This window comes from Moraxella sp. DOX410 (assembly GCF_032248735.1).
Taxonomy (GTDB): Bacteria; Pseudomonadota; Gammaproteobacteria; order Pseudomonadales; family Moraxellaceae; genus Faucicola; species Faucicola tetraodonis.
Window position 1 is genome coordinate 470425 of sequence record NZ_CP135138.1, and the last position, 23074, is coordinate 493498.

The 23074-nt window shown below is 43.4% G+C and carries 24 protein-coding genes and 1 tRNA gene; 14 read left to right on the top strand and 11 right to left on the bottom strand.

What is annotated here, in order from left to right; all coding sequences use genetic code 11:
- Window positions 1-25 precede the first annotated feature (25 nt).
- The 3 genes from RNZ41_RS02090 to RNZ41_RS02100 all read left to right on the top strand — a co-directional run bounded on the left by RNZ41_RS02090 (window position 26) and on the right by RNZ41_RS02100 (window position 3272).
- Window positions 26-661, top strand: coding sequence for a glutathione S-transferase family protein (locus tag RNZ41_RS02090; RefSeq protein ID WP_314027462.1), 636 nt, complete (start codon window positions 26-28; stop codon window positions 659-661).
- Between the two features lie 143 nt (window positions 662-804).
- Complete coding sequence (locus RNZ41_RS02095) at window positions 805-2355, top strand: CYTH and CHAD domain-containing protein (protein ID WP_314027463.1); 1551 nt, start codon at window positions 805-807, stop codon at window positions 2353-2355.
- A 128-nt stretch (window positions 2356-2483) separates the two neighbouring features.
- A complete protein-coding gene (locus RNZ41_RS02100) occupies window positions 2484-3272 on the top strand; it encodes a hypothetical protein (protein ID WP_314027464.1) in 789 nt (262 codons plus the stop codon).
- Window positions 3273-3379: 107 nt separating this feature from the next.
- Here RNZ41_RS02100 and RNZ41_RS02105 read toward each other — a convergent pair whose 3' ends face one another.
- From RNZ41_RS02105 to gatC, 7 genes are all read right to left on the bottom strand, one after another.
- Complete coding sequence (locus RNZ41_RS02105) at window positions 3380-3988, bottom strand: nitroreductase family protein (RefSeq protein WP_050324646.1); 609 nt, start codon at window positions 3986-3988, stop codon at window positions 3380-3382.
- A 189-nt stretch (window positions 3989-4177) separates the two neighbouring features.
- Entirely contained in the window at window positions 4178-4675 is a 498-nt protein-coding gene (locus RNZ41_RS02110; RefSeq protein ID WP_314027465.1) for a L,D-transpeptidase family protein, read from the bottom strand.
- A 98-nt stretch (window positions 4676-4773) separates the two neighbouring features.
- Window positions 4774-5049: a hypothetical protein gene (locus tag RNZ41_RS02115; RefSeq protein ID WP_314027466.1), complete on the bottom strand. Its 276-nt coding sequence runs from the start codon at window positions 5047-5049 to the stop codon at window positions 4774-4776.
- A 176-nt stretch (window positions 5050-5225) separates the two neighbouring features.
- A tRNA-Pro gene (locus tag RNZ41_RS02120) sits at window positions 5226-5302 on the bottom strand.
- Between the two features lie 46 nt (window positions 5303-5348).
- Complete coding sequence (gene gatB, locus RNZ41_RS02125; protein ID WP_312522415.1) at window positions 5349-6845, bottom strand: Asp-tRNA(Asn)/Glu-tRNA(Gln) amidotransferase subunit GatB; 1497 nt, start codon at window positions 6843-6845, stop codon at window positions 5349-5351.
- An 11-nt stretch (window positions 6846-6856) separates the two neighbouring features.
- The gene (gatA, locus tag RNZ41_RS02130; protein ID WP_314027467.1) at window positions 6857-8353 is read right to left on the bottom strand and encodes an Asp-tRNA(Asn)/Glu-tRNA(Gln) amidotransferase subunit GatA; all 1497 of its coding nucleotides are present in this window, start codon (window positions 8351-8353) and stop codon (window positions 6857-6859) included.
- 57 nt (window positions 8354-8410) lie between these two features.
- The gene (gatC, locus tag RNZ41_RS02135) at window positions 8411-8713 is read right to left on the bottom strand and encodes an Asp-tRNA(Asn)/Glu-tRNA(Gln) amidotransferase subunit GatC (protein ID WP_099834394.1); all 303 of its coding nucleotides are present in this window, start codon (window positions 8711-8713) and stop codon (window positions 8411-8413) included.
- 622 nt (window positions 8714-9335) lie between these two features.
- Here gatC and RNZ41_RS02140 point away from each other — a divergent pair.
- From RNZ41_RS02140 to RNZ41_RS02155, 4 genes are all read left to right on the top strand, one after another.
- Window positions 9336-10367 (top strand): rod shape-determining protein, encoded by a 1032-nt coding sequence (locus RNZ41_RS02140; protein ID WP_065253383.1) that lies wholly within the window; start codon window positions 9336-9338, stop codon window positions 10365-10367.
- Between the two features lie 164 nt (window positions 10368-10531).
- Window positions 10532-11359 (top strand): rod shape-determining protein MreC, encoded by an 828-nt coding sequence (mreC, locus tag RNZ41_RS02145; protein WP_036598406.1) that lies wholly within the window; start codon window positions 10532-10534, stop codon window positions 11357-11359.
- Between the two features lie 11 nt (window positions 11360-11370).
- Complete coding sequence (gene mreD / locus RNZ41_RS02150; protein ID WP_159676651.1) at window positions 11371-11856, top strand: rod shape-determining protein MreD; 486 nt, start codon at window positions 11371-11373, stop codon at window positions 11854-11856.
- Between the two features lie 18 nt (window positions 11857-11874).
- Window positions 11875-12504 carry a Maf family protein gene (locus RNZ41_RS02155; RefSeq protein ID WP_096489319.1) on the top strand — a complete coding sequence of 210 codons (630 nt, stop codon included), beginning with the start codon at window positions 11875-11877 and terminating at the stop codon, window positions 12502-12504.
- Between the two features lie 64 nt (window positions 12505-12568).
- Here RNZ41_RS02155 and RNZ41_RS02160 read toward each other — a convergent pair whose 3' ends face one another.
- On the bottom strand, window positions 12569-13015 hold the full coding sequence (locus tag RNZ41_RS02160) for a GatB/YqeY domain-containing protein (RefSeq protein WP_065253380.1): 447 nt from the start codon (window positions 13013-13015) through the stop codon (window positions 12569-12571).
- Between the two features lie 131 nt (window positions 13016-13146).
- A complete protein-coding gene (gene rpsU, locus RNZ41_RS02165; protein WP_007115522.1) occupies window positions 13147-13362 on the bottom strand; it encodes a 30S ribosomal protein S21 in 216 nt (71 codons plus the stop codon).
- A gap of 538 nt (window positions 13363-13900) precedes the next feature.
- On the opposite strand from rpsU, the gene RNZ41_RS02170 reads away from it, so the two are divergent.
- From RNZ41_RS02170 to RNZ41_RS02180, 3 genes are all read left to right on the top strand, one after another.
- Window positions 13901-14401 (top strand): c-type cytochrome, encoded by a 501-nt coding sequence (locus RNZ41_RS02170; protein ID WP_065253379.1) that lies wholly within the window; start codon window positions 13901-13903, stop codon window positions 14399-14401.
- Window positions 14402-14608: 207 nt separating this feature from the next.
- Complete coding sequence (gene ybaK / locus RNZ41_RS02175) at window positions 14609-15079, top strand: Cys-tRNA(Pro) deacylase (protein WP_007115525.1); 471 nt, start codon at window positions 14609-14611, stop codon at window positions 15077-15079.
- A gap of 11 nt (window positions 15080-15090) precedes the next feature.
- Window positions 15091-15471: a 5-carboxymethyl-2-hydroxymuconate Delta-isomerase gene (locus RNZ41_RS02180; RefSeq protein WP_203172258.1), complete on the top strand. Its 381-nt coding sequence runs from the start codon at window positions 15091-15093 to the stop codon at window positions 15469-15471.
- Between the two features lie 27 nt (window positions 15472-15498).
- Here the strand turns inward: RNZ41_RS02180 and RNZ41_RS02185 are convergent, their stop codons facing one another.
- A complete protein-coding gene (locus RNZ41_RS02185) occupies window positions 15499-15939 on the bottom strand; it encodes a hypothetical protein (protein WP_144918032.1) in 441 nt (146 codons plus the stop codon).
- A 279-nt stretch (window positions 15940-16218) separates the two neighbouring features.
- On the opposite strand from RNZ41_RS02185, the gene fadB reads away from it, so the two are divergent.
- The 4 genes from fadB to RNZ41_RS02205 all read left to right on the top strand — a co-directional run bounded on the left by fadB (window position 16219) and on the right by RNZ41_RS02205 (window position 22187).
- Complete coding sequence (gene fadB, locus RNZ41_RS02190; RefSeq protein WP_314027469.1) at window positions 16219-18375, top strand: fatty acid oxidation complex subunit alpha FadB; 2157 nt, start codon at window positions 16219-16221, stop codon at window positions 18373-18375.
- Window positions 18376-18405: 30 nt separating this feature from the next.
- A complete protein-coding gene (gene fadA, locus RNZ41_RS02195; protein WP_007115528.1) occupies window positions 18406-19578 on the top strand; it encodes an acetyl-CoA C-acyltransferase FadA in 1173 nt (390 codons plus the stop codon).
- A gap of 232 nt (window positions 19579-19810) precedes the next feature.
- Window positions 19811-21133 (top strand): polyamine export protein PaeA, encoded by a 1323-nt coding sequence (gene paeA, locus RNZ41_RS02200; RefSeq protein ID WP_314027472.1) that lies wholly within the window; start codon window positions 19811-19813, stop codon window positions 21131-21133.
- A gap of 136 nt (window positions 21134-21269) precedes the next feature.
- Window positions 21270-22187 (top strand): LysR family transcriptional regulator, encoded by a 918-nt coding sequence (locus RNZ41_RS02205; protein WP_007115530.1) that lies wholly within the window; start codon window positions 21270-21272, stop codon window positions 22185-22187.
- Between the two features lie 152 nt (window positions 22188-22339).
- Here RNZ41_RS02205 and RNZ41_RS02210 read toward each other — a convergent pair whose 3' ends face one another.
- Complete coding sequence (locus RNZ41_RS02210) at window positions 22340-22903, bottom strand: DUF2382 domain-containing protein (protein WP_314027474.1); 564 nt, start codon at window positions 22901-22903, stop codon at window positions 22340-22342.
- Between the last annotated feature and the right edge of the window lie 171 nt (window positions 22904-23074).

Here is a 23074-nt window from a genome sequence, read left to right on the forward strand (position 1 = left end):
TACTAGCAAACCCAAAGAGAAAATCATGCAAAAATTAAAATTATACGGATTTAAAGGCGCCTGTTCATTTGTACCGCATACGGCGCTTAACCTGACAGGGGTGGATTATGACTTACAACTTATCAGCCATGCAGATGCAAAAAAGCCAGATTATCTTGCCAAAAATCCACAAGGCACAGTGCCACTGCTAGCAATAGAAGCGGACGATTTTTATTTGGCGCAAAACGTGGCGATTTTACACTACCTTGACGAAAAATTCCCCCAAGTCCATATTTTTGGTAAAGGCAGTGATAAACAAAAAGCCAAAGCTCACCAATGGCTCAGCTACGCCAATGCGGATGTGCATAAAGCCTTTTTGCCTTTATTCGACGCTGGGGCATTTATCGATGATAAAGACTTGCAGCCTAAAGTCGCTGAAAAAGCGCAACAACGGGTCATTGAAATTTTTAAAATCGCCAATGATAACTTGGCTGATAAAGACTATATGTCAGGTGAGTTTACTATTGCTGACGTGTATCTGTATGTCACCTTGCGCTGGGCGCATTTGCTAAAATTGGATTTATCTGGGTATCGGAATTTGGCAAAACTGATTAACAACGTGGAGTCACAACCTGCGGTACAAAAATCGCTCAGAGAAGAAGGTTTGGATGTAATCTCATAACTTGTCAACCCTTATCATAGGGCATTCTTTAAATGCTTTAAAATTTTACCATTAACAAATGAGCCAAGTGGTTATTTTTAAAAAGCAAAGTTGTGCTATGATGGTGTTTTATCCGTTAGCTATATAGGTTAATCGACACCATCATGCACGAACTAGAACTCAAGTTTGCTGTCCCAAGCTATCAACAAGGCGTCTTAAGAAAAAACATCGACACCAAAACTGCGCGGCAACAGCGGCTATCGGCGTATTATTTTGATACCCCCAATCAACATCTTGCCAAACAAGGCATCGCCCTGCGTATTCGTTTTGAAGACAATCAATGGGTACAAACCCTCAAAACAGCGGGTGATGGCGTTGCCAAACGCGTTGAGCTCAATACCGTGCTGAGCCTGACGGGTACGCCAGATACCCTTGATGTTAGTAGCCTTGTGCCCGATGTTTCACTGATTACACAGCCAACAGTCGTAGCGCAGCTGACTAGCATCATGCCACTGGACCAGCTTGCTCAAGCCTTAACCGTGCAATATTTCACCGATGTGCAGCGCACTTCTCGTCAAATTAAGAAAAATAACAGCCGCATCGAAATCGCTTATGATATCGGCAAGGTTGGCATAGGTCGCCTAAACTCACAAAAACCCGCCAATAATCATGGGTTAACCCAATCGGATATTCATGAAATTGAATTTGAACTCCTTGAGGGTGACCCAAGGGATTTGATTGACATTGCAAAAACTTGGTGCAAAAAATACAAATTATATTTATCAACCGTTACCAAAGCCCAGCGGGGTAGTTTGCTACTCGCGAATAAGCAATATGCCCAGCCTGTCAAAGCGGATTTGGCTGTGCTGCAATTACACAAAGGTATCAGCCAATTTGCGTTTTTGCAGGCAGTGGTCAATAACTGCCTCGTGCAGATTTTGCCCAACGCCTCTGCAATTGCTGAAGGCAGTCCTGATGGTAACTTAGTACATCAACTGCGTGTCGGTATTCGGCGTTTACGTACTGCTCTCAAACATTTCAAATTTGCCCAAGATTATATCGACCCAAATTGGCTGATGGTACTCAAACAAACCTTTAGCCTGCTAGGGGAGTATCGTGATAAAGAAATCTTGCAAATAAAAACCCAGCCCCTGCTAGAGTCAGTCGGTGCACCGCATGTCGAGTGGTCAACGGCAGTCGATATCATGCCGATTGATGCCGTCAGAGCCAATGATTTTCAAATTCTGTTGTTAGAGCTGATTGGTTTTACCCATTTAGCCGTACCTGCGGACAACCCAAAAGCCAAAGCCACTGTTGCCAAAAAGTTGGAAAAACTATTTACCGCGATTGCTGTAGCAAGTGATAAATTTGCCAGTCTCGATACAGAAAGCCAGCATGGTGTCCGTAAAGACCTAAAAAGCCTGCGTTATGTCAGTGAGTTTGCTGCGCCGCTTTTTGCCAGCCAAACCAATGGCAAAAAAGGGAAAAAAGCAGCTGAGCTCAATGCTTTCTTGCAATACTTAGAGCCTGCACAAGACGTACTCGGTGAATACAATGACAATGTGGTCGGTCATGCCAATTATTTGGAAAAAGCCAAAACCGACCCAAATGCACTATTTGCGGTGGGTTGGTTTAGCGGGCGTGAGCAAGCGAGTGCCGAGCAATGCGCGGTGAGTCTAAAAACGGTGAAAAATGCGCCAAAGTTTTGGTCATAGTTTGACTTGATTGTATGTAAATAACAGAGAATAAAATAAAAGTGTCTGTAAAAGTGGCTGATGCCTGTAAAAGTGCCTGAGTAGAAAGCATCAGTCAGTCAATCATTGTATTACTAGTTGGGTCAGTCATGGACGACATCATTCAACCGCTAATCTCGATACCGACTACAGAAACCACGATGTATATTGTCGGTTTTGTGGAATTTTTATTGAGCTTTGCTTTTGCCTTATTATGGTTTATCTGTTTTTCAAATTATGATAAGCAGTCTCGCATTGCCAAGAAAGCCATCATTGCCCATGCAGTAGGCTGGCTTGTATTAATTTCTGTAGGTCTGTTGTTGATTCCTCCCGAGCGTAATGGTAGCTACTTGGATGTTTATGCCAACCTTGCTTTAGCCAATATCGGATTTATGATGGTGTTGGCGGGTGTATGTGCTATGCTCATCGCAAGTGTTCCCAAGATAGGCATTGCCTTCACGTTATTTTTTGCCGTCGTATTTTCTGCGATTGGAGGTAAAGGCATTGGCGATTTTTTATCGCCCATACCTATCCACGCCAAAATCGATTGGATGAGTTTTGATGACACGGATTCCAAATTAAGTAGCCTGCATGTCGGCATTGAACATAGTGATTTGCAACAAGCGCCTTCTACCCAATTGGCTAAAACACTGCAAGAAAATGGCTGGCTTGATAACATCACCTTTGCAAACCAAGAGAATTTAACGACGCCCATTGCCATGGATTTGGTACAAGCGCCGTATTCTGGGTATTTATACCTGCCTGAAGAATATGGATTTACGCGTTATGGTAAAATGCTGTTTGGCGTTTTATCGGCAAGTTGGCTGATTATTTTGCTCTCTGCCCTGATGTTACTGCTCAAAGCTAACAAACAGCTACCGAAAAAGCAGCTTGATTGACCCAGTTTTTTAGTGATTGGCAATCAAATTTATATAAAAAAGCCAATACCGTCAGATATTGGCTTTTTGCTTTTATTGTAACGCCTATCAAAACGCGTATTGGAAAATTATTTTCCGTAAACTTTTAAGCGTTTTTCAATAGGTTCAAAGGTTTTTTCACCTGCTGGGGCGGCGATACCACCAAATACCATCTGCGCAATGAGTTTCCAGTTGCTATCGATGTTCCATGTTTCTGCCACTTTTTCATCAATCACGCCATTGTAATGCTGTAAGTTTGCACCGATGTTGAGCGCGGCTAAGGCGTTCCAAATCGCATATTGGTGCATGGCACTGGTGTGTTCTGCCCATACTGGGAAATTATGCGCATACAGCGGGAATTGTTCTTGTAAGCCTTTGACCACTGATTGGTCTTCAAAATACAAGATAGTCCCTGCACCGGCTTTAAACATGGCCATTTTATCGGCAGTTGATTTGAATTTTTCATCATCATTCACCATCGCACGTAGCAAATCTTCGGTGATTTGCCAAAGTTTTTGATGGTCTTCACCAAACAATACCACCAAGCGGCTTGATTGTGAGTTGAATGAAGAGGGGGTATGTAACACGGCATGTTCAACCAGTTTAACTACCTCATCTTTTGAGACAGGTAATTGGTCATTGAGCATATAGATAGAACGGCGAGTTTCTGCAATATTGTGTAATGTTTCGACTGACATAATCAGCTCCTTTTCATTGTTATTTGATAATCAATCTACCTTATTAATTAAAGTTAAAGCCGATTGATGTGACACGGCTATTATATGCCTAAAATACTAATAAATAAAAACTATTTTGTAATTTTTTTTAACCATTAATTGTATTTATTAATTTTATCTAATATATTATTAAGGTTAATTTTGATAAATTTACGGCAAAATTTCGACCGCTGTACCAATATCCACTTGGTCATACAGTGTGATAATGTCTTGATTGCGCATGCGGATACAGCCATGAGAAAGCGGAATGCCCATCGGCTCGGTATTGGGCGTCCCATGAATGTAAATGTAACGCGCCTTGGTATCACACACCCCTTGCTCATTGGCGCCTTTATTAAAGCCCGTTTCATTTCCCTCTAACCACAAAATCCGTGTCAAAATCCAGTCTCGATTGGGGAATGTAGTTGCCAAATGATCGTCATAAATTTCGCCGGTAAATTGACGTGCCACAAAAACACTGTTGATAGGTAAATTATCACCAAATTTTTCGCTAATCAGGTGCGCACCGAGCGGTGTACAGCCAGTATCCTGTAGTTGTCCAATACCATTTTTGGCAGTAGAGACGGGGTAAGTTTGTGATTGGGTGGGGCTAAGACATAGAGTAAGTTGTTGTTTTTTTATTGAAATAATGATTCTTGGGTAACACATAATCGACTCGTTTAACATTAAGCTTAGACTATCATAACAAAAAAGCCCATCATATTCATGACAGGCTTTTTAAGAAAAATTTGAAAACATACAACCAGTTATTTGATGTCAGCAGTGGATACCCACAAGGTAGAATCGGCAATGTTCACAAAGCCATTTTTGGCTAATACCCAGCTAAACTTGACGCCTTTGGGCAGGGTCTGCACCACGGGGCATAGACGATTGGGACAAGAACGTACAATCGCATCTTTGTTGGTTTGTGCTTGATGACCGCTATCGGCTTGCGCGGGGAGGGGTAAAACAGCGCATACCAAAGCCGCAGCCAAATTTGTCAGTTTATACTTAGCAAGGAATAATTTAATGCTCGAGCTCATGATTTTTCAAAAAATACAGTCAAATAAATACGGCCAAATAGTGAGAAAATTTTATCAAAAAATTATCTATCAAAACAAAAAAACTACTGTCATATTCACGTAAAAATACTGTGACAATAGGTAAAAAAAAAGCTCAAAAAAGAAAAAGGCCTACGAAAACGTAAGCCTTTTTAATTTGGTCGGAACGGCGGGATTCGAACTCGCGACCCCTTGCACCCCATGCAAGTGCGCTACCAGACTGCGCTACGCCCCGAAAGGTGTACTATTCTACCAAAAATGACAGAATTTGCAATACCAACTTATCCAATTAGTTCTTTTAACAGCTGATTAACTTGAGCCGGGTTGGCTTTGCCTTTGGAGGCTTTCATCACTTGACCGACAAGACCGTTAAAGGCTTTTTCCTTGCCTGACTTGTACTCATCGACCATCGCTTGGTTGTTTTTCAACACGTCTTCGACAATCGCTTTAATCGCGCCTGTATCGGTTTCTTGTTTTAAACCTTTATCTGCAATGATTTTATCCACGGCTGTGTCATCGTCACCGCCTTCGCCAGCGAATAGGGCGATAAAGGCTTGCTTAGCCAGTTTGCCTGATAGCGTATTGTCTTTGATGCGTTCTAACAGTTTGGCAAATTGGCTCACTGAAATCGGGCTTTGCTCAATGGTTTTTTCATCTTTATTTAGCGCACCGAGCAGGTCACCCATTATCCAGTTAGCAGCCAGTTTGGCGTTATCATGACCGACTTTTGCCACTACTTGCTCAAAGTAATCAGCGAGCGAACGGCTAGCGGTTAAAATACGGCTATCATATTCAGGTAAGCCAAGCGCCGATTGAAAACGCTCACGACGTGCCACTGGCAACTCTGGCATGGCGTTTTTGATTTGTTCAAAAGTTGCGGTATCAATATGCACAGGTAAAAGGTCTGGGTCTGGGAAGTAGCGGTAGTCATTGGCTTCTTCCTTGGTACGCATTGAGCGCGTTTCGTCTTTATCGGGATCATATAGGCGAGTGGCTTGTATGACTTTGCCGCCGTCTTCAATCAAGTCAATTTGACGCTCGATTTCCACCGTGATGGCACGCTCAATAAAGCGAAACGAGTTAAGGTTCTTAATCTCACAGCGAGTACCCAAGTCGGCACCGGGTTTTCGCACGGAGACGTTACAGTCGGCACGGAATGAGCCTTCCGCCATAATGGCATCAGAAATACCGAGCCAAGTGACCAACTGGTGAATGGCTTTGACATAGGCAACCGCCTCAGCAGCTGAGCGCATATCAGGCTCCGAGACGATTTCAATCAGCGGCGTACCGGCGCGGTTTAAATCCACGCCTGTCATTTGTGGCACCGCATCATGCACCGATTTGCCGGCATCTTCTTCTAAGTGAGCACGGGTAATGTGAATACGTTTGGGATATTCGTTTTTTTCACCTTCATTGACCACGATGTCGATATAGCCTGTACCGACAATCGGGTGCGCCATTTGGCTGATTTGGTAGCCTTTTGGCAAGTCGGGATAAAAATAATTTTTACGGTCAAAGGCGTTCATCATGCCAATTTCAGCATTGACGCCAAGCCCAAACATCACCGCTTTTTCTACCACATCTTTGTTGAGTACAGGCAGCGCACCTGGCATGGCTAGGTCAACAATATTGGCTTGGGTGTTGGGTTCTTGCCCAAATAGGGTGGAAGCCGATGAGAAAATTTTGGTGTTGGTGTTGAGTTGGCAGTGGATTTCAATACCGATAACCACTTCATAGCCATCCACTAAAGGCGCTTGCGGTTTATTTTCGTTTGTCATAACAAGGCTCCTTAGGCTTTGGCGATGGGTGATAGTTGTTGGTGAAAATCAGTGACTTGCTGATACGCATCGGCAGTTTGCAGTAGCGTCTCTTCATCCCATGCCTTTGCAATCAGCTGTAAGCCGACAGGCAGATTGTCACCATCAAAACCCACCGGATGGCTTAATGAAGGTAAACCGGCTAAATTCACGCCAATGGTATAAACATCCCCCATATAAATTTCGGCAGGGCTAAGGCTTGCACCGATTTTATAAGCCGTCGTTGGCGCAGTTGGGGTGGCAATGACATCACAGCTTTCAAAGGCTTTGGTAAAATCTTGGCTGATGAGGCGGCGCACTTTTTGCGCTTTGACATAGTAGGCATCAAAATAACCCGCTGATAGCGCATAGGTACCCATCAAAATACGGCGCTGTACTTCGGCACCAAAGCCTTCAGAACGTGAGCGGGTGTATAAATCTTCCAAGTTTTTTGGGCTATCACAGCGGTAGCCATAACGCACCCCATCATAACGCGATAAGTTAGATGAAGCTTCGGCTGGGGCGAGCAAATAATAAGTGGCAAGGGTGATTTCAGGTTTGGTCAAATTCACATCTACCAAGCTTGCACCCAAGGCTTGGTATTGTTTTAATGCCGCTTCTACACTGGCTTTAACCTCGCTATTTAAGCCATCGGCAAAGTATTCGGTTGGGATACCGATGCGTAACCCTTGAAGCGGTTTATCATGGCTGGCATTGGCTTGGCGTTTGCTGGTCAAACTAGTGAAAAAATCCGGCACGTCTTTGTTGGCAGATGTTGAGTCTTTGCTGTCATGACCTGATAACACGTTGAGCAAATAAGCACAATCTTCTGCGGTTTTACCAAAGCTGCCAGCTTGGTCAAAACTTGACGCATACGCCACCATGCCATAACGTGAGACACGTCCGTAAGTTGGCTTAATCCCTGTCAAGCCACAAAATGACGCAGGTTGGCGAATCGAGCCGCCGGTATCCGAGCCTGTGGCAAAGGGCGCAAAACCTGCCGCAACCGCAGCTGCGCTCCCGCCCGATGAGCCGCCTGGTACACGGCTGATATCCCAAGGGTTGTGCACGGCGCCAAAGTATGATGACTCATTGTCCGAGCCCATCGCGAACTCATCCATGCTGGTTTTGCCAAGCATAACTAAGCCTGCATTTTGGCAGTTTTCAACGATGGTGGCGTTGTAAGGCGCCACAAAGTTTTCTAGCATTTTTGAGCCACAAGTGGTTAAAACGCCTTGGGTACAAAAAATGTCTTTATGAGCCAGTGGCACGCCCGTCAAGTCTGCGCCTTTGCCTTCTGCCAATAATTTATCGGCGGCGGCAGCTTGCGCTAATGCTTGTTCAGGCGTGACTGTGATAAAGCTATTAATGGCTTTATCATGCTGGGTAATCCGATTAAGAAAATGTTGGGTAAGTTCGGTACTGCTAAAGTCTTTATTTTTTAGACCTGCTGCCAATTGGGCAACCGAAAACGTATGTAGTTCAGACATAATTTTCACTTATAATTAATTAACAAAAATTTGACAAGTTATTCGATGAGCTGTGGTTTATTCAATGACCTGTGGTACAAGGTATAGACCATCAGCGACACTTGGCGCAATGGACTGATTTAGCTCACGATTGACTTCGACCCCATTACCGCCAATAACATCTTCACGCAGTGGCTGGGTCATATCATGGACATTGGTAAGCGGTGCGATATTGTCAGTATTGACCTCTGCCAAAATATCCATCATCGATAGAATTTTGCTTAGGTCATTGGCATAACTATCTGCCTGCTCAGTAGTCACGCCAAGTCGAGCAAGTTTGGCGATGTTCATAATTTCATCAGTTGAAAGCGTCTGCGACATGATGAGTTCCTTAAGTACAAACAAAAATAAAAAACGGACAAACAAGGCAAATGTTTGATGCGATTTTACACCAGCCAATTATAGCAACAGGCTATAATAAAGCGTGATAAAACTTGATAAAAAACAGTTGCATAAGTTTAGTTGCTTTTAATAACAAATTTGAAAAAATAGGGTGATGTGACCTAAATAATTTGTCACAAAAAATTCGTGAATAAAGATAGAATGTGATTAAATCACTATATTTTGCGATATTTTACCGCTATAATCTAGCACTATTCTTACTAAACGCAAATTAATCGCATTAAAGTCACTATCGCCTAAACTTCTTTAAAATCATCGTCACTTTTTTTTATGTAAAAAGATAGCCTTTTAACTATTAATCGTTAAGAGTTTCTTGCTATTTTTTATGTAAAATACAGCAGCGGTAAGCAGCTTGCTTCAGATTTTTTTGTTAGTGGGCACAATAGGGTGGTTTTGAAACACGGGCATTAGAAACATCGGCATTAAAAGCTTTTAAATAAATGCTTTTAAAAAATGCGTCCTTGACTCGATGTGCGATTAGACACCCCGCTAATTTCTGCTTTGCTTGCAGTGTAGTTTTGTTATCACTGGGAAATGATACATGAGCCTTTTCGGATTTTTATCAAGTAATATCGCCATCGACCTTGGCACTGCCAACACGTTAATTTTCACCCCAGGTAAAGGTGTGGTCCTCAATGAACCAACGGTTGTTGCGCTTCGTAGTAACCGTACCCAAAATCCTACCGTTGCGGCCGTCGGTCTTGATGCCAAACAAATGCTAGGTCGTACCCCAGATAATATCACTGCGATTCGTCCACTCAAAGACGGTGTGATTGCCGATTTTGAAGTGACCCAAAAAATGCTCAAGCATTTTATCAACAAAGTGAAAGTGAAACGCTTTTTGGCCAATCCAAACGTGATTGTTTGTGTGCCTTGTAAATCAACCTTGGTAGAACGTCGTGCGATTCGTGAAGCGGTTGAATCAGCAGGCGCAAACAAAGCTTTATTGCTTGAAGAGCCTATGGCAGCTGCGATTGGTGCAGGATTACCCGTGCATGAAGCCAGCGGTTCGATGGTGGTGGATATCGGGGGTGGTACCACAGAGATTGCGGTGATTGCGCTATCAGGCTGTGTGTATGCCGACTCCATCCGTATCGGCGGTGATGTGTTTGATGAAGCGATTATTACTCATGTCCGCCGTACCCACGGCTGTGTGATTGGTGAAACCACGGCTGAACGTATCAAAACCGAAGTAGGAACGGCAATTGAAGATCCCGAAAACCCCTTGGAAGTGGAAGTGCGTGGTCGTAGTATGGCAGAAGGGGTGCCTAAATCATTTGTGGTGACATCCGCCGAAATCCAAAAAGCCTTAAGCGATCCTATTGCTGGTATTATCTCAGGTGTCAAAGCGGCGCTTGAGCAAACGCCGCCTGAATTATCAGCCGATATCGCAGAGCGTGGTATTGTATTAACCGGTGGTGGCGCACTATTACGCAATCTTGATGAGCTGATTTCACGCGAGACAGGCTTGCCTGTCACGGTAGCTGAAGACCCCTTGACTTGTGTCAGCCGTGGTGGTGGTAAAGCGCTAGAGTTTATCAATAACAAAGCATTGAATATGATTTTTGTCTGATGTTAACTGATGTGTTACCGTTAACCGCTATTTTTTAATAGCGGTTTTATTGCTTTATTGACAAGATGATTTTACGATAGCTTTTTTTAAAAGATTTTTGTTACCCTTATCTGTGTTATGCCGCTTGCTGTATTGACTGTCACGATTTTACTTGGATGTTACTTATGTCACTTACCATTTTTACCCAACAACCACTCGCCATTCGCAAGACCCTTATTGTGGTGTTTGCGGCGATTGTGCTGATGTTATTGGATAGTAAAAATAGCAGTTGGTTTCAGCCAGTACGTACCGTGACCCATGCCGCCATGCAGCCCATCTATCAAGTATCGGCTTACCCAAGTTTTTTTGCAGGCTGGCTTGATAGTACTATGACCGAAAAAGAAGCGTTACGCCGTGAGAATGTCCAGTTAAAAGCTGAGCTGGTGCATGCCAAAGCGCAGTTGCAGCAGCAAGATTATCTTGTTGCGCAAAATGCCCGACTGCAAGGGATTTTATCTGCCACCACACCAGACCAGTTTAATTTGCTGTTGTCGCACGTGATTGGTACCGATAGCAATCCACTGCGGCAAATGGTGGTCATCAATAAAGGCAGCAAAGACGGAGTGATTGTCGGGCAAACGGTGATTGATGAAAACGGCATTCTTGGACAAGTCGTCAATGTTTATCCCGATACCTGCCGTGTGGTGTTAATCAGTGATGACCAACAATCCGTTGCAGTGACTATCAAACGTACCGGGCAAAAAGCCATCGTATCGGGCAAAGGTAATCCGCAGTATTTGGTGCTAGATTATATCTTTAAGGCATCGGATGTACGCATTGGTGATGAGCTTATTTCATCAGGGCTTGGCGGTCGTATTCCTGCCGGATTTCCTGTTGGGCGCGTGGCAAAAGTAGAAGCCGAGCAAGCGGGGGGCTATGCCAAGATTATGGTGAAACCCGCTGCCAATTTTATCAATACGTCTTATGTTTTACTGCTTCAGCAAAAGGTTTAAAATCACTGATTATGGTCGTCGTTCAGCGCAAAAAAACCAAACAGCATTTATATATTGTGATGGCAATCAGTTTTATCATCGCATCGGTACTCAGTGTGTATCCGCTGTCGGCAGAGATTGCGCTATTTCGTCCGATGTGGATGATCATGATGCTGATTTTTTGGCTGATATTTCAACCGACTTTGATTGGTATGGGATTGGCGTTTGTGGTTGGTTTGTTTGCTGATTTACTCACAGATAGCCGAATCGGTCAGCAAGCCTTATGTGCAGTGCTGGTGGCGTTTTTTATTAAGTTTGTTAGTGGTTATTTACGTCAATTGTCCTCAAACTTGGTATGGTTGCTTGCGGGCGCCTGTTTGCTGATTTATCAACTTGCGTTAATTTTTCTGCATTTATTTACCCAAGGGGTGTTCGCACCCCAATTACTTTATACCGTTGCCGTCAGCACCTTAATTTGGCCACTATTAGTCGCTGTCATGCTGCGTTATACGCGATAAGCGTATTGAGAAGTTACTATGTATCAGTTTAATGCCACTATACCGATTATCTTGGCGTCCACATCACCGAGGCGGCGTGAGTTGTTAGATCAAGTTGCGGTGCCACATACTTGCGCGGCAGTTAGCATTGATGAATCACCGCTAGCAGAGGAATCGGCGATTGACTATATTGGGCGTATGGTGAGTCAAAAAGCGCAAGCCGCTTTACAAGTTTTGCCAAACGCTATGACCGAGTGTGTGGTGATTACCGCCGATACCATTGGCGTATTGCCGGATGGGGCAGTGCTGCAAAAACCTAACGATTTTGCCGATGCCTGTGCGATGTGGCGGCAAATGAGCAATGCCTCGCACCAAGTATGGACCGCGGTACAAGTGAGCCGAATGGCGCAGCGTAGCGGTCAATGGCAGATGGATTATGCTGACCGCACTGTGGTGAGAACCGATGTCAAATTTATCGCACTTACTGACAGCATGATGGCGCATTATTGGCATACAGGCGAACCACAAGACAAAGCAGGCGGTTATGCCATTCAAGGGCTGGGTGCTGCGTGGGTCAAAGCGATTGACGGTAGTTATAGCAATGTGGTTGGACTGCCACTGGTAGAAACTTTAGACTTGCTTTCTCAGGTGATGCAAACCCATCAGTAACAATTTACCCAATAAAAAAGCCATAAGTACAAATCTTATGGCTTTTTTATCATGTTTTAAAGGGTTAACCCAATGTCGCTTTGACCAACTTTGAAATCAAAGCGGGGTCAGCGCGACCTGCGGTTTTGACTTTCAGCGAATTCATCACAGCGCCCATTTGCTGCATTGAAGTGGCGCCTTGCTCAGCAATTTCAGCAGCTACCAGATTGGCAATTTCTGCTTCACTCATGGGTTGTGGCAAGAATTGACTAATCACATCAATCTCGAATTGTTCTTTTTGTGCCAAGTCTTCCCGACCATTGGCGGCAAAAATCGCGAGCGACTCTTGGCGCTGCTTGGTTTGCTTTTGTAAGATGTCTAGTACACCTGCATCATCGAGCGTTATTTGGCGGTCAATTTCAATTTGTTTTATCACCGCTTGTACGCTGCGTAGCACTTTAACTTTTTCAAGCTCACGCGCTTTCATGGCGGTTTTGACCACATCGGTCAGGGTGTCTTTTATGGTACTCATGGTTTTAACGCTCCCTCATGTTAGCTAATGGCGTTTTTAAAATTGTGGCTAGCAACATAGCATAAAAAAATCCACTTAACAAAGTGGATTTTATCATTTACTGGTATTGGGTTGTCTGTCGACAAATTACCTTAGTAAAGACGAGTCGTGCGTACTGATTCACGTGACATTTTCTTTTTGTAACGTTTTACCGCAGCTGCTTTTTTGCGTTTACGTTCTTGAGTTGGTTTTTCATAGAACTCATGTTTACGTACATCTGCTAAAATACCGGCTTTCTCACAAGCACGTTTAAAGCGGCGAATTGCGATATCTACAGGTTCGTTCTCTTTTACCTTTACTGCTGGCATGTAGACTCCTTAAGTCTAGGCTGAGTGATAGACAGTTAACGTGCTATCAACAAAGCGGGGTTAGTGGGTCAGGAACATTAATCCGGCTGTATAGGTGATTATTAGCCAACCTACCCATGGTTTGGCATCAGCTCAGATTAGGATAAAAATAGGTGCGAATTTTAACTAAATATTGCATGTAAGTCAATGTAAATTTTAGCTTTTTCATAACCTGTTAAATTAAAAAATCCTCCTCCTAGCCAATTGCCCTATTTTATCTAGCCAGTAAAAAAATTTTGCCTGTCATCGTAACAAAATACACAATGATAGTAATGATTTAGCAAGGTGGCTTTAAAATGTTATTTTATTCATACCGCAGTAATGCTAATATAGTCACTAATTCTCATGTGATAACAACATACCGCTAAATGTCGTACTAGCCATTTGCCAGTCGGCATTACCACGCAAAACATTACCATGCAAAAACAGTTTGTAGGGCTATTAAAAATTTATACATTGATGTGAAATTAGATTTCACCTTATTTGAAAGGAAAAGGTTATGCTACCGATATCAACACGCAATGCCACGCTAGCCAGTCTTATGATTGCCTTGGGTCTTACCATGAGCGCATGTAGTAAGCATGAGTCAGCCGAAAGCAAACCAACCGAAGAAATTGCTGCACAGCAAGGTGAAATCGCTCGTGCAAACCATCCCATGCCAGTGGCTTCACAGCCTGCTTCATTTGTGCCACCGACAGCCGCTTCAGCCGCTGCCACCACGACGACAGCAACCGCTACCCCAGTTTCTGCTGATGCTGGCGAAAAATTGTTTGGTAGTGTATGTACCACTTGTCACACAGCAGGCTTAATGGGTGCACCAAAACTTGCTGATAAAGCCGCTTGGGCACCCCGCATTGCGCAAGGTAAAGAGACGCTGTATAAACACGCCATCGGCGGCTATCAAGGAAAATCTGGTGTAATGCCAGCCAAAGGCGGTAGTCAAGCCTCTGATGATGAAGTAAAAGCTGCCGTTGATTATATGGTCTCAAAAGCAAGCTAATAGGTAGTGCGCCATTTATAAAATCAAGGCTATACATTCAAGCCTAGGCAACAACTAGTATCTAGCACTTCACTAAATCCAGTCACTAGCAAAATAGTTGGCTGGTTTTTTTATACGTTTTTTATACCCAATGTGCTTTGTTTTAACCCGCAGTTTAGTTATGATGAATGACTATGTTCAATCACCAAACCCTGTTAAGAAACCGCTATGACACCTGCCGTTAATCTTGCCAAAAAACTAAAAATCAACTTCCAATTACATGAATACCATCATGACGCGCATAGTGAAAGCTATGGGCTTGAAGCGGCAGAAAAACTACAAGTTGAGCCGAAACGGGTATTTAAAACCTTGGTAGTGCAAGACGACAATGACAAACTCGCTGTTGCGATATTGCCTGTTGAGCATTTACTAAACCTAAAAAAAATCGCCAAAGCCATCGGTAGTAAAAAAGCACAAATGGCAGATCCCAAATTGGTAGAACGTACCACAGGCTATGTGCTAGGTGGGGTAAGCCCGCTCGGTCAAAAAAAACGCCTGCCCACGGTCATCGATCAGTCGGCACAACACTTTGCAACCATTTATTGTAGTGGCGGTAGACGCGGCTTGGAAATTGAGTTGTCGCCGTCAGATTTAGCAGGCGCAGTAAACGCCAAATTTGCAGATTTAATTCAAGAGTAAAGGATAACACCATGCCCAATGTCATTATTGAAGTGAGTCACGACCATCTTATTAGTCAGCCTGATAACCTATTAGCACGGGTCAATGATACGTTATGGCAGTCTGGCAGTTTTAAGCTACAAAGTGATATCAAATCACGTATCTACTACCCAAACCACGTATTGGTGGGACTGACCGATAGCGGAGATGAAGCCTTTGTTATGGCGCATTTTTATCTGATGCCAGGGCGTGATGACGCTACCATTCAATCATTGGCGCAGCGGATTGCCGACGCTATCAAAGCGCATCTGCAGGAATTCGAAAGTGAGGTGCCTGTTGGCAGTTTACAGATTTGTGTCAATTCCACCACGCTAAGCGCCAATTATGTCAAGCAGTATGTCGAATTCAAATAGAGGATTTAGGGATAAAAATTGGCTACTTTAAGGACATTTTTGCTGACTTTTGCCAACTGGTAAGATAGTAAGTTTGGCAACAAAACCTGCAGCGGCGCCGTTGCTAGCCATCAAATTGCGTGCGATGCGGATGGTGTAGTTGCCTGATTGTGGCAAGCAGCCTTGATAAACAATACCGCCTTTGCCCCCATCAACGTTTCCCGTAGGGGATATAATAACACCGACATTGGCAAATTCAGCATAGCCCCTACGAGGCATCAATACTAAGGTTGCGTATTGATTTTTGCTAGCGTTGAATTGATAAAGTAGGCTGTCTTGCTTGGGCGATAATTGACCAACCCACATTTTACTGGTTTGGTTTTTGCCAAAATGGATAACGGTCTGTACGGGTGTAGCATTGAGCGGGTGGGTCATCGCCAATAAAGATAAGATAGTGACCAACTGATAAGGTTTTAAAAATTTTGCCATGTTTTTCGCTTACTATGAAAAATCTGTAAGATACAAATAAGGATACACAAGGGTAAAGATACACAAGGGCTAGCCAATGACTAAACAGTCATTTGCGTTATTCTCAACTTATCGCAAACATAGTAAACTAGTCAAGATTTTGTTTTGTCTGCGGTATGTAAAAATTTTAATAAGCATCTTTTAACAAGCATCTTTTAAAGACATCATATAAAGACATCGTGCAAAACATCATTTTTTCGGTTTTCCCCGTTGATTTCAACATAACTCAAGGAGTTAGCAATGATTTATCAAGGAAATAGCATCTCGGTATCGCTACTCGAAGACGGTATTGCTAAATTAAACTACGATAATCAAACTGAGAGCGTTAATAAATTTGACCAAACCACCATCAAAGAATTTGGCGAAGCAGTCACGGCATTAGAACAATCTTCAGACGTTAAAGGTCTAATCGTTACTTCAGGAAAAAAAGTTTTCATCGCTGGTGCGGACATCACTGAATTTGTTGGTAACTTCAAAAAACCAGAAGGCGAGATTGCTTCTTGGGTACTTGACATCAACAAAACATTCAACCGTTTTGAAGACCTGCCTTTCCCAAAAGTTGCGGCAATCAATGGCGCATCAATGGGCGGTGGTACAGAGATGACGTTGGTGTGTGACTACCGTGTCATGAGTGACAAAGCGAGCATCGGTTTACCCGAAGTTAAATTGGGCATCTTCCCAGGCTTTGGTGGTTCAGTGCGTTTGCCACGTATCATCGGTATCGATAACGCGCTTGAAATCATTGCAACTGGCGAAGCACAAAAACCAGCCGCTGCATTAAAAGTCGGTATGGTGGATGCGGTTGTTGCCGCTGACCAGTTAGAGGCTTCAGCGATTGATTTAGTCAAAAAATGTATCGCAGGCGATCTAGATTGGAAAGCACGCCATGACGAAAAAATCAATCCAGTCAAATTAAACGCCTTAGAACAAGCGATGGCATTTAATTCAGCCAAAGGTGCACTGTTCTCAAAAGCCAATCCAGCGCAGTACCCAGCGCCAAAAATCGCGTTAGAGTCTATCGAAAAACACGTGAACCTACCACGTGACAAAGCGTTAGAAATTGAATCTGCAGGTTTTGCAAAAGCAGCAAAAACCCCACAAGCAGAAAGCCTAGTCGGTCTATTCTTAAACGACCAAGCCGTTCGCAAACTCGCTAAAACTCACAGCGCCAAAGCGCATGATATTAAAGAAGCTGCTGTATTGGGCGCAGGTATCATGGGTGGCGGTATCGCTTACCAAGCTGCCTCAAAAGGCTTGCCAATCATCATGAAAGACATCAAGTCAGAGCAACTTGACTTAGGTATGCGCGAGGCCAGCAAACACCTATCAAGCGGTATGGCACGCGGTAAAGTAACCCCAGCACAAATGGGCGAAACCTTAAGCCGTATCCGTCCTACGCTAAACTACGGTGATTTTGGTGAGACTGACATCGTGATTGAAGCGGTTGTTGAAAATCCAAAAGTTAAACACGCGGTATTAAAAGAAGTTGAAGGTTTGGTGAAAAAAGATGCAATCTTGGCATCTAACACTTCTACCATTTCAATTACTTATCTTGCATCGGTACTTGAGCGCCCAGAAAACTTCGTCGGTATGCACTTCTTTAACCCAGTCCATCGTATGCCCCTAGTTGAAGTAATTCGTGGTGAAAAATCAAGCGAAGAAGCGGTAGCGACTACGGTCGCGTTAGCAGAAAAAATGGGTAAAGTGCCCGTGGTGGTAAATGACTGCCCAGGTTTCTTAGTAAACCGCGTATTATTCCCTTATTTCGGTGCGTTTGACTTATTGATCAAACAAGGTGCTGATTTTGTTCAAATCGATAAAGTCATGGAAAAATTTGGCTGGCCAATGGGTCCTGCTTACTTGATGGACGTTGTGGGTATCGACACAGGGGTTCACGGGGCAGAAGTGATGGCGGAAGGCTTCCCAGACCGTATGAAACCAGACTACAAAGTGAGCGGTCAGATATTGTTTGAAGCCAATCGCTTAGGTCAAAAAAATGGCGTTGGTTTCTACAAATACGAAACGGATAAAAAAGGCAAGCCAGTTAAAACTGCCGATCCACAAACCGTTGAATTATTAAAACCATTTATCGATGCGCCAAAACAGTTTGAAGACCAGGAAATCATCGATCGTTTGATGATTGCATTATGTAATGAAACGGTTCGCTGTTTAGAGGACAACATCGTATCGACGCCTGCAGAGGCAGACATGGCGATGATTATGGGTATTGGTTTCCCGCCATTCCGTGGTGGCCCATGTCGTTACATCGACCAAATCGGTCTACAAAATTACCTAGCCCTTTGCGACAAATACGCAAGCTTAGGTAAAGCCTATGAAGCGCCACAAATGATTCGTGATATGGCGGCAAATGGTAAAACTTTTTACCCACAAGCGTAATCGACGATTATAAATTTTAAGGAGAATAAAATGACTACATTAAGTCCAAAAGATGTCGTGATTGTCGATGGCGTTCGTACCGCAATGGGCAAATCAAAAAATGGTATGTTCCGCAATGTACGCGCTGACAGCATGTCTGCGGAGCTTGTTAAAGCTTTGGTAGCACGTAACCCGTTTGATACCAAACTTGTAGAAGATGTCATCTGGGGCTGTGTCAACCAAACCCTAGAGCAAGGTATGAACATCGGTCGTAACATCGGTTTATTGGCTGAATTACCACGTACTACGGCAGGTCAAACGGTCAACCGTTTATGCGGTTCATCCATGCAAGCGCTTCACACCGCAGCGGCACAAATCATGACCGGTCAAGGTGATGTGTTTATTATTGGCGGTGTTGAGCATATGGGTCACGTGGGCATGATGCACGGTATTGACATCAACCCAGAGGCTTCAAAATACTATGCAAAAGCCTCTAACATGATGGGTTTAACCGCTGAAATGCTTGGACGTATGAATAACATCAGCCGTCAAGAACAAGATGCGTTTGGTGTAGAATCACATCGCCGTGCGTGGGAAGCGACACAGCAAGGTCGTTTCAAGAACGAAATCATCGGCATTGAAGGTCATGACGAAAACGGTAACCTACAACTTTGCACTATCGATGAAGTCATTCGTCCCGATGCCAACATGCAATCATTTGCGGCATTACGCCCCGTATTTGATCCTAAAGGCGGTACCGTAACAGCTGCCACGTCATCAGCCTTATCTGATGGTGCATCTGCGATGCTTATCATGTCTGCACAAAAAGCCAAAGATTTAGGTCTAACACCGCGTGCCCGTATTCGCGGTATGGCAGTTGCAGGCTGTGATGCGGCTATCATGGGTTATGGGCCAGTGCCTGCCACCAAAAAAGCCTTAAAACGCGCTGGCATGAGCATTGACGATATGCAAACCATCGAGCTTAACGAAGCATTTGCCGCACAAGGCTTATCGGTTCTTAAGGGCTTAAACCTACAAGACAAACTAGACATCGTTAACCTAAATGGTGGTGCTATTGCGTTAGGTCACCCACTAGGCTGTTCTGGTGCGCGTATCACCACCACACTTCTAAATGTGATGGAGCAACAAGACACCCAACTCGGTCTTGCCACCATGTGTATTGGTCTGGGTCAAGGGATTGCCACCATTATTGAACGTGTATAAGCAGTTTGTTCTAACAAAAACCCTTGATTTCAATCAAGGGTTTTTTTACGCATGAAGTTTTTTACCCATTTTTTTACCAATGTTTTCTCATCCCTTTTTATTTATCATATTTCTTTATTACCGTTTCTTTATCACTGTTTATTTACTATTATTGCTTTACTATAAAGTCTAAGAAATTTTTTACCAAATCTGTTATGTTGTCTAGATAAAAATAGATAAATATAGGTGTATTGTGAGTTTATTCCAAAATCTACTAATTATTTGTATATTAGTGTTGATTTCCAGTTTTTTCTCCATTTCCGAAATTGCCCTGGCAGGTGCTAGACGCATCAAGCTAAAGTTGTTGGCAGAATCGGGTGACAATCGCGCCAATAAAATTCTACATTTACAAGAAAATTCTGCCGAATTTTTTGCTACCTCACAAATTGGGCTAAATGCCGTGGCAATTTTGGGCGGTATTGTCGGTGAGTCTGCGCTTCGTCCCTACTTTATTGACCTTATTTCGCCATTTTATCAAGGCAAAATGCTCGATAATATCGGTTTTATGATGTCATTTTTGCTAGTCACTTTGTTGTTTATTTTGTTTGCTGATTTGATTCCCAAGCGCATTGGCATGATTAACCCAGAACGCGTGGCGTTAGCGGTGATTGAACCTGTCTTGTTGTCAATCAAAGTATTTAAGCCGCTGGCATGGATTATCAACGGGCTGGCAAATCTGATTTTTAGAATTTTCAAAATCAACATGGTAAGAGAAGAAAATATCACCTTTGATGATGTTTCTGCCGTGGTGGATGCAGGAGCGCAAGCGGGGGTATTGCTCAAGCAAGAACATCACTTTATCGAAAACGTTTTTGAGCTTGAAGAACGTAATGTGCCCTCTAGCATGACCACCCGTGAGGATGTGGTGTATTTCACCCTTGGCGAGTCTGAGCAAAGTATCCGCCAAAAAATCGCCAATTACCCGTATTCAAAATTTTTGGTATGTAAAGACCATATTGATGAAGTGATTGGCTATGTCGATACCAAGGATATCTTAGTAAAACTTCTTAGTAACCAGTCGCAAATTTTGCTCAATGAAACTACGATTCGTAATGTATTAATCATCCCCGATACCTTAACTTTATCCGAGCTGCTAGACCGTTTTCGTTCCAGTAAAGAAAAATTTGCCGTGGTGATGAATGAGTATGCGCTCATTGTCGGTGTCATTACGCTATCTGATATCATGATGACAGTGATGGGGGATTGGGTCGCACCGATTGAAGATGAGCAGCAGATTATCCAGCGTGATGAATTCTCATGGCTGATTGAAGGTACCACACCGATTGAAAATGTCAAACATGCGCTCGGTATCGAAGATTTTCCCGATTGGGACAATTATGAAACTTTAGCAGGTTTTATGATGTACAAACTGCGCAAAATTCCTCGCCCTGCGGATTTTGTTGAATATCAAGGTTATAAATTTGAAGTAGTCGATATTGATCATCATAAAATTGACCAGTTACTTGTGACGCGTAATTTCAAAGATGAAGAAGAGCACATTATCAGTGATAGTTAGTCAAAGTGATTGAGTAATACGGCCGCTTTGACTTGAAATTGATTAACTTTTTTCACGTTTCTTGTTAAAGTAGTTCATGGTTTCACCAAATCGTGAACTTTTTTCTTTTGGGCTTGGCAAACGGTAAAATTATTTTATGCTTGAAATCCGCCACCTTCAATTATTGACCGCACTACGTGAGCAAGGCTCGCTTGCTGCCGCGGCTGAGGACTTGTATGTCACGGCATCAGCGGTGTCCCATCAGCTCAAAGAAATCGAAAATTATTATGGTGTTAGCCTTGTCAATCGCCGCTCAAGACCGCTAAGCTTTACCCCAGCAGGCAAAGAAGTACTCAAACTTGCGGACAGTGTGCTACCGCAATTTAATCGTACCACCGCCAACCTTAAAAGACTGGGTCGTGGTCAAACGGGACAATTGCGTTTGGCCTCGGAATGTCATAGCTGTTTTGATTGGTTGATGCCTATCCTTAATCGTTATCGCAGGGAATGGCAAGATGTTGAGCTGGACTTTAGCTCAGGCTTTGAACCTGAGCCTCACCAAATGCTACTCGATGAAGAAATTGATGTGCTTATCACAGCCAGTCGCTTACCCTTGGAGGGAATCAGCTATCTGCCGTTATTCCAATATGAAAGTCGCTTGGTGTTGTCACCGACGCACCCATTGGTCGATAAAAAATCGCCGATTTTGCCAGAAGATTTGATTGATGAAACGCTCATCGTCTATCCTGTGGAGGCCAAGCGGCTCGATATCATCGCGCATTTTTTTGCCCCTGCAGGACTTGCGCCCAAGAAACTAAGAACCACAGAATTGACCGCGATGTTAATTCAGCTGGTTGCGAGTGAACGAGGGGTTGCCTCGTTACCGAATTGGGTGGTCAATGAATACGAAAAAAAAGGCTGGGTCATATCAAGGGCATTGGGGGAAGGCGTGTTTTGCCAGCTTTATGCGGCGACCCGTACCACAAGTAAAGAGGTGGCTTATATCCAAGGGTTTTTGGATTTACTGCCAGAGATTAGCCATAAATCAACATTACCCGCCCATCATCGAGCCTAATTGATTAAACCTAATCAATTAAAAATGCTGGGTGTGACATTTTGACCTTACTTTTATGTTGATGTATGCCACACCCAAATTACATACCAACACACGCCAACAAAAGACACACCAACAGAAGCCAAAGCGAGCTCACCCAAAGTAGAATGGGATTACTTTGAAACTAGGTTAACCTCTTCAGGGGCGATATGCGTTGTCGCTAATACCGTAGGCTCATCATGTTCAACTTTTTCAGTCACCAATTCTTCATGACGCAATGTCACAGGAATTTGCGTTTCATGACTGACATTTTGGGTCATTAACTGTACTTTTTCCGCCACAATGGTTTCAATATTCACTTTCGCTGTTTGTTGAAGTAGAGGAATCTCAATCGGGGTATCGCCTAAAGTAATCGCTTGCCCATTCACCATCAACTGTGGCACATTGACGTTATTAGTAACCACGCTAACTAAATTATCATGAGAGGTGCTAGGCTGGGCAAATACATGTTCAATCACTAAGACTTCTTGATTGAGTGTCACAGGAACGTTGACCGTTTGGCTAATAATTTTTTTTGATAATTTAATATTGTCTTTGATAAATCGCTCAATTTGCACTAGGGGGCGTTCAGCTAATAGCTCTAAGGTGTTAGTGGTATCTTCACGAAGATCGACGGTTTTAACAATGTTATCGTGAGTATGGGTATCATTAGTGTCTAGTTCGGTAGTATTTGTCATCGGGTTTTTCATAAAGTGTTTTCCATTGCAAAGTTATTGTTCCAAAATCCTGTAATAATATATAACAACCACAAAAAAGGCAGATGAAATCATCTGCCTTTTTCAAGCCAATGGCAACACCGTTGGCAGAAGTTAAAATCTATAGTAATCAATTATCTAATGATATTAATT